Source organism: Wolbachia endosymbiont (group A) of Conops quadrifasciatus, from assembly GCF_964027015.1.
GTDB lineage: Bacteria > Pseudomonadota > Alphaproteobacteria > Rickettsiales > Anaplasmataceae > Wolbachia.
The window spans coordinates 690,217-702,333 of record NZ_OZ034722.1; the positions used below are offsets into that span (position 1 = coordinate 690,217).

Annotated in this window: 13 protein-coding genes, 1 tRNA gene and 1 pseudogene; 10 read left to right on the forward strand and 5 right to left on the reverse strand. The window is 34.9% G+C overall.

All coding sequences use genetic code 11. The features are described from left to right. Positions 1–11: 11 nt before the first annotated feature. From lipB to AAGD69_RS03670, 5 genes and pseudogenes are all read left to right on the forward strand, one after another. Entirely contained in the window at positions 12–629 is a 618-nt protein-coding gene (gene lipB, locus AAGD69_RS03655; RefSeq protein ID WP_341811667.1) for a lipoyl(octanoyl) transferase LipB, read from the forward strand. After that, complete coding sequence (locus AAGD69_RS03660) at positions 629–1,606, forward strand: LD-carboxypeptidase (RefSeq protein ID WP_341811668.1); 978 nt, start codon at positions 629–631, stop codon at positions 1,604–1,606. The genes lipB and AAGD69_RS03660 overlap by 1 nt, the downstream gene beginning before the upstream one ends. A gap of 320 nt (positions 1,607–1,926) precedes the next feature. Beyond that, positions 1,927–2,040 (forward strand): annotated as a pseudogene (locus AAGD69_RS06985) (transposase); the annotation flags it as partial. A gap of 101 nt (positions 2,041–2,141) precedes the next feature. Continuing rightward, the gene (locus tag AAGD69_RS03665; RefSeq protein WP_410529810.1) at positions 2,142–2,954 is read left to right on the forward strand and encodes a transposase family protein; all 813 of its coding nucleotides are present in this window, start codon (positions 2,142–2,144) and stop codon (positions 2,952–2,954) included. Positions 2,955–3,019: 65 nt separating this feature from the next. Beyond that, entirely contained in the window at positions 3,020–3,148 is a 129-nt protein-coding gene (locus AAGD69_RS03670; protein WP_341811670.1) for a hypothetical protein, read from the forward strand. A 15-nt stretch (positions 3,149–3,163) separates the two neighbouring features. On the opposite strand, the gene tkt is transcribed toward AAGD69_RS03670, so the two are convergent. Then, positions 3,164–5,140, reverse strand: a complete 1,977-nt coding sequence (gene tkt, locus AAGD69_RS03675) for a transketolase (protein ID WP_341811671.1) — start codon at positions 5,138–5,140, stop codon at positions 3,164–3,166. A 105-nt stretch (positions 5,141–5,245) separates the two neighbouring features. On the opposite strand from tkt, the gene rpsD reads away from it, so the two are divergent. The 3 genes from rpsD (at position 5,246) to iscX (ending at position 6,187) form a co-directional block, all read left to right on the forward strand. Beyond that, complete coding sequence (gene rpsD / locus AAGD69_RS03680; protein ID WP_341811672.1) at positions 5,246–5,860, forward strand: 30S ribosomal protein S4; 615 nt, start codon at positions 5,246–5,248, stop codon at positions 5,858–5,860. Positions 5,861–5,869: 9 nt separating this feature from the next. Further along, positions 5,870–5,956, forward strand: a tRNA-Leu gene (locus AAGD69_RS03685). A gap of 30 nt (positions 5,957–5,986) precedes the next feature. Then, positions 5,987–6,187: a Fe-S cluster assembly protein IscX gene (gene iscX, locus AAGD69_RS03690; RefSeq protein WP_341811673.1), complete on the forward strand. Its 201-nt coding sequence runs from the start codon at positions 5,987–5,989 to the stop codon at positions 6,185–6,187. Positions 6,188–6,644: 457 nt separating this feature from the next. Here the strand turns inward: iscX and AAGD69_RS03695 are convergent, their stop codons facing one another. Further along, positions 6,645–7,457, reverse strand: coding sequence for a transposase family protein (locus AAGD69_RS03695; RefSeq protein ID WP_410529811.1), 813 nt, complete (start codon positions 7,455–7,457; stop codon positions 6,645–6,647). 99 nt (positions 7,458–7,556) lie between these two features. After that, a complete protein-coding gene (locus AAGD69_RS03700) occupies positions 7,557–8,177 on the reverse strand; it encodes a hypothetical protein (protein WP_341811675.1) in 621 nt (206 codons plus the stop codon). Between the two features lie 172 nt (positions 8,178–8,349). Here AAGD69_RS03700 and AAGD69_RS03705 point away from each other — a divergent pair, with 172 nt between their 5' ends. Together AAGD69_RS03705 and recO are read left to right on the forward strand one after the other, a co-directional pair. After that, complete coding sequence (locus AAGD69_RS03705; protein WP_341811676.1) at positions 8,350–9,381, forward strand: YhcG family protein; 1,032 nt, start codon at positions 8,350–8,352, stop codon at positions 9,379–9,381. Positions 9,382–9,595: 214 nt separating this feature from the next. After that, positions 9,596–10,318 (forward strand): DNA repair protein RecO, encoded by a 723-nt coding sequence (recO, locus tag AAGD69_RS03710; protein ID WP_341811677.1) that lies wholly within the window; start codon positions 9,596–9,598, stop codon positions 10,316–10,318. A 144-nt stretch (positions 10,319–10,462) separates the two neighbouring features. Here recO and AAGD69_RS03715 read toward each other — a convergent pair whose 3' ends face one another. Both AAGD69_RS03715 and AAGD69_RS03720 read right to left on the reverse strand, forming a co-directional pair. Then, the gene (locus tag AAGD69_RS03715; RefSeq protein ID WP_341811678.1) at positions 10,463–11,845 is read right to left on the reverse strand and encodes a PleD family two-component system response regulator; all 1,383 of its coding nucleotides are present in this window, start codon (positions 11,843–11,845) and stop codon (positions 10,463–10,465) included. Next, positions 11,817–12,113: a hypothetical protein gene (locus AAGD69_RS03720; protein WP_341811679.1), complete on the reverse strand. Its 297-nt coding sequence runs from the start codon at positions 12,111–12,113 to the stop codon at positions 11,817–11,819. The genes AAGD69_RS03715 and AAGD69_RS03720 overlap by 29 nt, the downstream gene beginning before the upstream one ends. Positions 12,114–12,117 lie beyond the last annotated feature (4 nt).

The following is a 12,117-nucleotide window of genomic DNA, read 5'->3' on the forward strand; positions in this document are numbered from 1 at the left end:
AGAAATTGAACATGACAGAATGGCTAATATCTAATCAGCTTATTGATTATAACTGTGCCGTAAAATCTATGGAAGAAAAAATTCAACAAATTTACAATAATTCAGCAGACGAATTGGTATGGCTACTCCAGCACCCTCCACTTTATACTGCAGGAATCAGTGCAACAGATGATGATGTTGTTGAAAAACTATTTCCTATATATAAAACAGGAAGGGGTGGTAAACACACATATCATGGTCCAGGACAGCGCATCATATATTTAATGTTAAACCTTAAAAAAAGAAATAAATGCGACATAAAGCTATATATTAGAGACCTAAGTAAGTGGATAATAAATGTTTTAAAGCAATTTAATATACTTGGAGAATTTAAAGAGGATAGAATAGGTGTTTGGGTGAATAACAATGGAGTAGAAAAAAAAATTGCAGCTTTTGGTATTCGCTTAAGAAAATGGGTAACTTATCACGGCATAGCGCTTAACGTCTTTCCAGATCTCTCTCACTATAAGGGTATTATTCCTTGTGGACTGCAAGGTTATTGCGTCACATCAATGGAAGAACTAGGAGTGAAAGTTCCACTCTCTGAATTGGATGATATACTAAAAAAAGAGTTTTTTAAGATATTTTAATGATCATTTACCTTTTATATTTTATTTTCACTTTATGTGCTAACACAGGTATTCATGCAATCGACCGAGTTGATATTATTGCTCCTTCTTCCAAGGGAAAAGAATCAGATCTGACTACTATAAAAGAATATGTAGAAACTTCGGATTTTAATCCCCATATTTCGGAAAAAATATATAGTAATGAAAATCCATTTTATTCCAACTCTGATGAATTCAGAGCAAATGATTTGGTTAGTGCACTAACTAATGATAGTAAAATAATTTGGTGTATCAGAGGAGGAGAAGGGGCTTCTCGGTTAATTCCCTATCTAGAAAAGTTACCCAATGATAAAAAAGAAAGGATTGCTCAAAACAAAAAAATCCTCATAGGCTATAGCGATATAACTGCCTTGCACATCTATCTACAAGCTAAATATGATTGGCAAACTCTTCACGGCACCATGTTGGAAATGATAGTAAATAGTTCCGTTTCTGAAAGCTCTGTTGAAAAATTGAAAGAGTTAATTCTTAACAAGCGGGATTCTATCAGATTTGATAACCTAAAGATGATAAACAATGGCATTAGACTAAAAGATGGCAGATTAGAGTCTAAAGTCATCGGTGGTAATATGACTTTAGTTGAAAATAGTATAGGAACCGCTTGGCAAATAAATGCGAAAGGTAAAATTCTATTTTTAGAGGACATAAGAGTTTACCCATACGCAATAGAGCGCAGTTTAGATCACCTAAAACAAGCTCACATTTTTGATGGAGTGCATGCAGTAATCTTTGGGGATTTCGTTAACTGTTATAATGATAATCTTGTTGAAGTTGTAAAAGAAAGGTTTGCAAAAAGTGTTAACTTTCCTGTATTTACAATGAAAGGGGTAGGCCATGGACATACAAATGACCCTTTACCTCTTAACACTCACGCTATTATTAGCGTTCAAGACGAAAAAGAAGGTTTGTTTTTTATGGATGTGCAGAATGTTAGCTAATCTTATAGCTAATGCGAGCTCTACGTCATGCAGCCGCGGTATATCTCTTAGCCGCTAACACGTAGCGGGATGACAAGTCATTATACCGCCGCGAACCGTCATACCGTCATGGTATCTCTAGATCCCGCTAACACGTAGCGGGATGACGATTGTCATTTAGCCATAAATGTTTAAGAAATTCACCAAACGAAAAAAAAGATACCGTCTCGCTAGTCAACAAGAAAATTATAAAAATTGAATCTCAAGCTGTATTGTAAAATCAAAAAGTACTTCCTATTCATATCCTGTGTAGCGGTATACAGATTATAGTTAATGTATATGTTAATAAGTTTCGTTGGAACGAAAAAGATTTAGTAGCTTACGAAGAAAGAATAATGGATCTACGCAAAGAAGAAGCCATTCTTGAATACAGACTTGATCTTGCTACTGAAAAAGAGACCTGCTGCAAAAGGTGATTGAAAAAATAATGTGAGAGAAGTAGAAGAAGAATAAGCAGATTGAGTAAGGTAAAAAAATGAGCTTTAGTTACTATAACATGAAGAAACACCCAAGAAACTTTCATAATATAACAGGTTTAACTATAGAGGAGTTCGAAAAGGTAGTGGAAAAAGTTAGGTCTGGGTGGGAAAGACTTGAAAAACAGAAAAAGTGCCATGGTAGAAGATCACAACTACCAACTCTAGAAGATAAGTTATTTTGCGTAATTTTGTACTATCGCACTTACATAACACATAGATTTTTAGGGTGCCTGTTCAATGTTCACAACGCAAATGTATTTAGGTTACTGAAGAAAATAGAGCCATTACTTGCCAAAAAAGTTACTATAACAAAAGATAGAAGTATGACACCAGAAAAAATACTGAAGATTCTGGCTGATGTTACAGAACAGCAAATACAGAGACCAGAAGATAGTAAAAAACGGAAGAAATCATATTCAGGAAAAAAAAGAACCAACACTATGAAAACTGAGATTGTTATCGAAGAAGGTGGAAGAATTTTATCAGTGTCAAAGTCATATCGTGGTAGAATTAATAATTTTCGCATAAGGAAACAAGAAAAATATTTACCAATCGATAGCATAAAATATGCCGATTCTGGATATCAAGGTTGGCAAAAATTGCAAAGCAATGTTATAATTCCATATAAAAAGTATCGTAAAAAGCCATTAACTCCAGAGCAGAAAGAGCATAATAGAAGATTAGCATCATTTAGAATGAGAGTAGAAAATAAGATCCGTGAGATAAAGATATTTAAGATTATGTCTCATGTTTACCGCAATTTTCAGAAAAAATACAACCTGAGGTTCAATATTATTGCTGGTATTGTGAATCTTAAGCACGCCTTTTAGTTAACCTTGATTTTAGTCACCCTCCTTTCCTTCTTTTTATTGCTTGATTCTCAGCAGATCTATGGTTGTTTGGGTCTGACACTGATGAATCTACATTACAAACCGATGCTAATGTTTCTCTACTTAGATCCGATTCATTAGACGAAGAAGATAATAGTGGTGGTCATTATAGTCCAACGAACACGGATATGTAGAGTAATGCAAGAGGTCTACTGAATATAAATCAGTTTCTCACACACACATTTTACCACATGATCTGCACTGATATTAAAATGCTCATAGAGTGTTTTATAAGGTGCTGATTCTCCGAAGCTTTTCATGCCAATAAATATACCGTTTGAACCTATATATTTATGCCAACCCATTTCACTTCCAGCTTCAATTGCAACTTTGATGCTGTCATTATTTAATATCGCCGCTTTATATTCATCACTTTGCTCATCAAAAAGCCTCCAGCATGGCATAGAAACAACCCTTGTACCTATGTCTTTTTCCTGCAATTTCTCCTTTGCTTCAACTGCAATTTCAACCTCGGACCCCGTAGCAAATATTGTCACTTTTAATTCTTTTGAACATTCACACAAAACATATGCACCAAACTTCGATAGATTAGCAGATTGATCGATATCAGAATAGAGTTTGCGCATGTAATTGACATTTTGCCTTGAGAGCGCAAACAGTGCAGGTGACTCTTTTTTTTCGAGTGCAATGCTAACACACTCTAGAGTTTCAACTGCATCGGCTGGCCTAAAAACATATAGATTTGGTATAGCACGCAAAGAAGCTAAATGCTCTATTGGTTGGTGAGTTGGGCCATCTTCTCCCACTCCAATTGAGTCATGAGTCATCACATAGATAACCTGCTGTTTCATCAAAGCTGAAAGACGTATAGCAGGACGACAGTAGTCGGAAAATACCAAAAAAGTGCCACCATAAGGAAGAATCGCGCCGTGAAGTGCCATACCATTCATACATGCTGCCATAGCGTATTCTCTCACTCCATAGTGGACATAAGAACCACTATAATTATTACTATCTATTACCTGCATGTGCTTATATTTAGTGCAATTTGACCCAGTAAGATCAGCAGAACCGCCGATTAATTCCGGCATATGTTGTGTTAAAAGTTCCATTACCATGCCGAAAGAAGAACGTGTAGCTTCGTTTGGCATTAGCTCACATATTTGTTTCTTCAGGTCAGCTAAAACACCAGCGATATTATCCGGCAAACGCTTATTGAGTCTTCTTTGTAATTCCTCATTTTCACTGGTCAAGCACTGGAATGACAATGAATTGTAATTTTGTTTTGCTCTCTCAACAGTTTTCTTCCAGGCGTTTTTCACATCTTCTAGTACATGAAATGGTTCGTAATTCCAGTTTAATTTCTCTCTCATCTTTTTTATATCTTCCTCCGAAAAAGCACCACTGTGAGCAGAGAATGTGCCAGCACGGCTTGAAAATTTTCCGATAATAGTTTTGCAGCAGATCATTGTAGGTTTATCAGACTTTTTTGCTTGCTCTATTGCAAGGGATATGGCATCACAATCATGGCCATCAATTTTGTCAACATTCCATCCATACGCTAAGAAGCGTTTCTCTACATCATCAGAGCAGGAAAGGCAAGTAGCACCATCTATAGAGATATCATTATCATCAAAAAGGGCTATTAATTTATTTAATTTAAGATGCCCAGCAAGTGATGCTGCTTCATGGCTTATTCCTTCCATAAGACAGCCATCCCCTAGCATTACGTAAGTGTAGTGATTGATTCTGAATTGCTTTTTAAGGATTGATTCAGCAAGTGCCATGCCAACAGCAGCGGCAAACCCCTGACCGAGCGGGCCTGTTGTTGCTTCTACCCCGGAAGTCAAGCCAAACTCTGGATGACCTGGGGTCTTGGATCCCATTTGCCTAAAGTTTTTTAGCTCATCTATACTAATATAACCTGTCAAATATAATATTGAATATAGTAACATTGACCCATGACCGTTTGATAAAACAAAGCGATCTCTATTGAACCATTTAGAATCATCAGGATTATGATTCAGATATTTAGCAAACAAAACAGTTGCAACATCTGCCATGCCAAGTGGCATACCTGGGTGTCCAGAGTTTGCTTTTTGTACTGCATCAATTGATAAAAAACGGATGGCGTTTGCCATAGATTCCAAAGGTAGATGATTCATAGAAAAACTTAAAAATAAAGTGTAAAAGATTATACCAGCAAAAACAAGTTGACACTGAGTGCTAAAATCCTTAATAATCTAAAGTTAAATCGTGAGAGTTTTTATATGACAACTGTTATCATTAGAAAGTATAGGATTAGCCGTAGACTTGGTGTAAATTTATGGGGTAGAGCTAAAGACCCAGCAAACAAAAGGAAATACCCTCCAGGTCAACATGGTATTCTTGGATTCAAGAAGTTATCCGACTTTGGTAAGCAGTTTGCTGCGCATAAGAAATTTAAGTTTTACTATGCGATTTCAAGTAAGCAGCTCAGACGTACATTTTTAGATGCTTATAACAGAAGGGGTTATACGGCTGATAATTTTATCGGTATTTTAGAATCAAGGCTCAGTTCTGTTTTATACCACTCTAGTCTTGTGCCAACAATTTATGCAGCGAAGCAGCTCATATCTCATAAGCACGTTACAGTTAATGATAAGGTGGTCAACATATCGAGTTATCGAGTGAAACCAGGTGATATAATAAAAATAAGAGAAAGGGCAGCAAAAATCCCTGTAGTAGTAGAGGCTGAACAAAAACAAGAGCGCAAGGCTCCGGATTATTTAGAGACAGATAGTAAAGAGCATTCAGTGAAGTATTTGAGGTCACCTCAATATTCTGAGGTTCCTTATTCAGCAGACATGGAAGTCAATTTAGTAGTAGAGTTTTACTCTAGATAGATAAAAAAAGCCCGTGTGGCGGAATCGGTAGACGCAGCGGACTTAAAATCCGTGGGTTTTGCGACCTTGGGAGTTCAAGTCTCCCCATGGGCACCAATTTAACTTAGCAGATAAATACAAAAAAGTATGAAATGGCTTGATATAGAAGATATTGTAGAAGCTCTAGAGGAAAAATTTCCAGATGAGAATATAATTAATATCAGATTCACTGAGCTTAAAAAAAAGGTCTTGAGTTTAGAGGAATTTGATGATGATGAAAAACGCTGTAATGAAAAAATACTAGAAGCCATTCAAGCAGCTTGGATTGAGGAAAGATCTTACAAATAAGAAATAACTATCGCTATTAAAAGTTAGCGCGTGACGCTGGAATCCAGAAAAAAAAGAAAAATGGATCCCAGTATCAAGTACTGGAATGACAACAAAAGAGAAGGTATTTAAAATTCGGAAACTGTATATCATTCATTTTAGACAATACTGTACTTTTTAAGTCTAATTTAAAATTCACTCAGGTTAATAATAATTTAACCAATTATAATTAAAAACAACTAGAAGGTTAATTATGAGGCAAAACAAAAATTTTTGAATGGAACGTGATTACGATTTACTTGATAAGTGCTACGTTGAGATAAGTTTTACATAAAAATACTGCTTTTACGGTGTGAGGCTAGAGGGTAGAGCTGCATTCCAGCACGTAGCACTGGAGTGCAGAAATTTTTGATCTATAGACCTGCTGCGAATCAAGCAATAAAAAGAAGGAAAGGAGGGTGACTAAAATCAAGGTTAACTAAAAGGTGTGCTTAAGATTCACAATACCAGCAATAATATTGAACCTCAGGTTGTATTTTTTCTGAAAATTGCGGTAAATATGAGACATAATCTTAAATATCTTTATCTTACGGATCTTATTTTCTACTCTCATTCTAAATGATGCTAATCTTCTATTATGCTCTTTCTGCTCTGGAGTTAATGGCTTTTTACGATACTTTTTATATGGAATTATAACATTGCTTTGCAATTTTTGCCAACCTTGATATCCAGAATCGGCATATTTTATGCTATCGATTGGTAAATATTTTTCTTGTTTCCTTATGCGAAAATCATTAATTCTACCACGATATGAATTTGACACTGATAAAATTCTTCCACCTTCTTCGATAACAATCTCAGTTTTCATAGTGTTGGTTCTTTTTTTTCCTGAATATGATTTCTTCCGTTTTTTACTATCTTCTGGTCTCTGTATTTGCTGTTCTGTAACATCAGCCAGAATCTTCAGTATTTTTTCTGGTGTCATACTTCTATCTTTTGTTATAGTAACTTTTTTGGCAAGTAATGGCTCTATTTTCTTCAGTAACCTAAATACATTTGCGTTGTGAACATTGAACAGGTACCCTAAAAATCTATGTGTTATGTAAGTGCGATAGTACAAAATTACGCAAAATAACTTATCTTCTAGAGTTGGTAGTTGTGATCTTCTACCATGGCACTTTTTCTGTTTTTCAACTCTTTCCCACCCAGACCTAACTTTTTCCACTACCTTTTCGAACTCCTCTATAGTTAAACCTGTTATATTACGAAAGTTTCTTGGGTGTTTCTTCATGTTATAGTAACTAAAGCTCATTTTTTTACCTTACTCAATCTGCTTATTCTTCTTCTACTTCTCTCACATTATTTTTTCAATCACCTTTTGCAGCAGGTCTTATAGAATAAAGTCTAGTGTTACTTCACGCCAAATGTGGTGGTGCTGAGTAGGCAAGCCAGTCAATGGGCTACATTTATATACTGCACGCATTGCATTATCTGCTATCGACCTGAAAAGTGGATTATTTCGATAGGAATCACTGTCTGCTACATCGGCCATAATTATCTCGCCTTGACTGGATAATAATAAGTTAATTTTTATATTAAAATTTTCTTTGTAAGCTATGCTTTCAGGAATGCTCCAGCATTTTGTAAGTTTGTCTCTTATAGAGTTAATAATTTCTGTTACAACTAATTCATCCTTTTTATTCTCAACGCTTTTTTCGTTTCCTATTTCATTTTTTGCCTCTCTAACATCCCTTCTTAGTTTCTTCCCTACACTTTTTTTTCTTTTTGGAACTGGAATGAATTCTTTACCCTCGTTAATAATGACTTCTTCTTGCATTTCGATAATTTGCCTCGGTTGTGCTACAACAGTGTGCTCAACTGTTTCTTTTTTCCTTTGTGGTATAGGAACAACTGACGTATCATTCGTTTGGGCTTTTGTTGAAGGTAACGAAAAAAGCAGAAAACAACATAAAGATAAAAAAAGAATGTAATTAGAATAGAAAAAACGCATATGTTAAGCAGTTTGTTTTACTGGTTTAAAGCTAATATTGCACATAAAGTCAATATATTTTAGTTGATGGACGAGTTTGAAGTAAATAAGGAATCCCTTCAAAGTTGCAGGGAAGCGAAAGATTGTCTTCTCGACAGACAAAGGAATTGTATAATGGATTAAAAGGAACCGTATGACAAAAATTATAGCAAAAGAATATACAGAATTTTTAGAGCAGTTGAAAGAACATATCGCTACTAGTCGTTATAAAGCAGCACTTGCAGTAAATAGTAAGCTTATTTTGCTTTACCACCATATTGGTACAGAGATCCTAAAACGCCAAAAAGAACATGCCTGGGGAGCTAAGGTAATTGATCAATTAAGTAAGGATTTGAGAAGTACATTTCCAGAAATGAAAGGCTTTAGCACGAGAAATCTGAAGTATATGCGTAAGTTTGCCGAAGAATATCCTGATGTTGAATTTGTGCAGGAGCCTCTTGCACAATTAACTTGGTATCACAATATCACTCTTTTGGAAAAAATAGAAAGTCATGAAATAAGATTATTTTATGTAAAAAAAGCTATTGAACATGGCTGGTCACGTAACATTATGGTTATGCAGATAGAGCTTGGACTACATAAACGTCAAGGGAAAGCTATTACTAACTTTAAAGAAAAATTACCATCCTCTCAATCAGATTTAGCACATTATACATTAAAAGATCCGTATATTTTTGATTTTTTAAGTATAGGTAAGGATGCTCATGAAAGAGAAGTAGAAAAAGGACTCGTAGGACATATGGAAAAATTTCTGTTAGAACTCGTTGAAGGATTTGCTTTTGTTGGCAGACAATTTCATTTAGATGTTGGAGATGAAGACTTTTATATTGATTTATTATTCTACCATTTAAAATTACGTTGCTTTATAGTGATTGAGTTGAAAGATAATAAATTCAAACCAGAATACGCTGGAAAAATGAATTTTTATCTTTCTGCAGTGGATAATTTGCTAAAACACTCAACAGACCAGCCATCTATAGGATTAATTTTATGTAAATCAAAAAATAATGTACTGGCTGAATATACACTGCGAGACATGACAAAGCCAATAGGTCTTGCAGAATACCGAATAACTGAAAATCTACCAGAGAACATAAAAACAGCTTTACCGACGATAGAAGAATTAGAAGCTGAATTATCCAAAATTTCAGATGAGGAAAAGTAATGTTACTAAAATCATTCAAACAATTATTTAGCAAACTAAAAACCAAAAGCTCAGTGTGAAATGCATCAGGCTCAGGAAGAAGAGTGGCAGCCAATAACTTACTCTCTCATAGCCTTGAAACTTTGGAAGCAAACAGTAACAGAGTAAGTGATTTTTATGGATTACAAGCTCTAGGTGTACTATCCTATAATATCATACGGTCAATATACTCTAAATGAGGTGGAAAGATGAAGGCATCATTATAGCTGCTAAAAAATACGGCGATAAAAACTTAATTCTTTCTCTGTTTACAAAAAATCATGGAAAGCGCAGGGGATTAATTAAGCTAATAAACAATAGCAATTATAAGTTTCAGATAAGTAATCTATTACATGCAGAATGGAGTGCTAAGTTACCTGAAAATCTAGGTTTTTTAAAGTGCGAATTAATCGAATCTCCATTCCATCATTTCTTTCAAGATAGGTTAAAAAGCATTACTATTGTCTCTTTCTCCTCTATTTTAGAAAAAGTGCTTCCAGAAAGTGAACCCTGTGCCGTGCTGTATGACAATTTTCGATATTTCATCGATGTAATTAAACACAACAATCAGTCTTGGCAAAGCCATTATCTTAACTTAGAGCTTCTGCTTCTTACGCAATTGGGATTCAAGTTAGACTTATCCAAATGTGCTGTAACAGGTGTTAAGGAAAACTTACAATTTATTTCTCCAAAAACTGGTAGAGCAGTGTCAAAAAAAGCAGGAGATTATTATGCAGATAAACTCCTACCTTTTCCACAAATGTTGCATGATGTATACAATAATAACCTACAAAACAGCTACTCATTCCAAGAATTTCAGTTAGGACTGAAAGTCACAGGATATTTTTTAAATAAGTATCTATTTTTGCAGTTAAACATGAAATTTCCAGAGCTGAGAAACCTCATGTTGTCGCTTTAACCTTAGTTATCATTTTTTTGAAATCATTTCAGAAATCTATAGCTAACCCAAGCAACACGTCATACCGCGATTCATTCGCGGTATCTCAGCATAGATTCCGCTAACGAGTAGCGGAATGACGGTTGTCGGTAAACTTAAGCCACTTTAGCTATAGCCAGTAACCACTCTATTTCTACCACTGTTTTTTGCCTTATATAAATATTTGTCAGCACGTACTATAAATTTTTTTATATCGTCAAGGTCAGATCCTTGCATTTCTGCAATTCCAATGCTCACAGTTATGTTATGGGTTGTATTTTTATCCGCAAGTATAAAAGGTTCTTTAGCAATAATTTTTCGTATTCTCTCCGCAATAGTATACGCATCTGATACATTGGTATCTGGCATTACAACAACAAACTCCTCACCACCAAACCTAGCTAGTAAATCTGTCACTCTGATATTTTCAGAAATTCTTTTCTGTACTTGCTTTAAAAGTTCATCTCCAGCACTATGCCCAAAACTGTCATTCACCATCTTAAAATAGTCTATATCAAGTATCATAAGAGACAACCTTCTATCCTTTTCCACAGAGTCCTTAACAATGTTTCTTAAGTGTGCATCAAAATATCTTCTATTATAACAGTTAGTTAATGGGTCCTTTATAGACATTTCCGCATTATTAAATAAATTCATTCTCAAGGCATCTTGATATCTTTTGCGTTTTACTTGCGAATTAACCCTTGCTATTAACTCACCCTCATCCAAAGGTACTGTTAAATAATCATTAGCACCTACATCAAGTGCTTTTACTAAATTGTTTTTATCATAATCCTCAGAAAGAATCAGAATTGGTGTATAGCGTGTTTCTACTTTACTACGAAACTCAGAACACAAACGCAGGCCGTCAGTTTTTGAAAACTGCATATCAGAAATGATCAGGTCGTAATTATTCTTAATACCAACTTTTAATTCCTCCGTTGGATCACTCAGTATTTTAATTGACCTAAAGCGGTGCTTTAGTATATTATATATCTGCTCTGCTTGAAAGACATCTTCATCTACAACAAGTATGTTAGCATCAAAAATCTGATTAGAATAATCCATAATACTGTTTCCTGCTACTCCGCCAATCTCAGCGTTGGTTTCTCCTCTTAAACGCAATTCATCTATAATCATTTTTAAGCGCGTGAGAGACTTGATCCTTGCAGATAAAGCAGTTTCGTCTATTGGTTTAGTCAGAAAATCATCTGCACCAGCATTAATGCCCTGTACTCTATCATGAGCGTCATGCAGCGCAGTTACCATAATTATTGGAATATGGGTTGTCAAGGGATCATTCTTTAGCTCCTTACAAACTTCAAAGCCATTCATTTTTGGCATCATAATATCGAGTAATATAATATCGGGCTGCTGTTTTGCTACTAAATCCATGGCTTCCTCACCATCATAGGCCACGATAACCGTATAGTACTCTGCTTTTAGTCGAGCTTCTAAAAGCTTAACATTACATAGTACATCATCTACTACTAGGATCTTTGCTGTCATTATCTTTGGATGTATTATCTATATCGTAAGTAGGATAAAGCTTACCATTTTTACCAACTATGTAATTTACTTTCTCAGTATTACACTCTTTATATAAGTCTTCAATTCCTGCGTTTTTCAATAACCTCCTAGCTTTTGATTTTATAATCATAAGATACTTATATGTATTCCTAATAAGATCAATAAATACAGGCACCTTATTTCTATCAAGAACAATTATGCTCACTAAAGCAACGACCAAAATTTCTGAAAGACCTATATTAAACATTTTT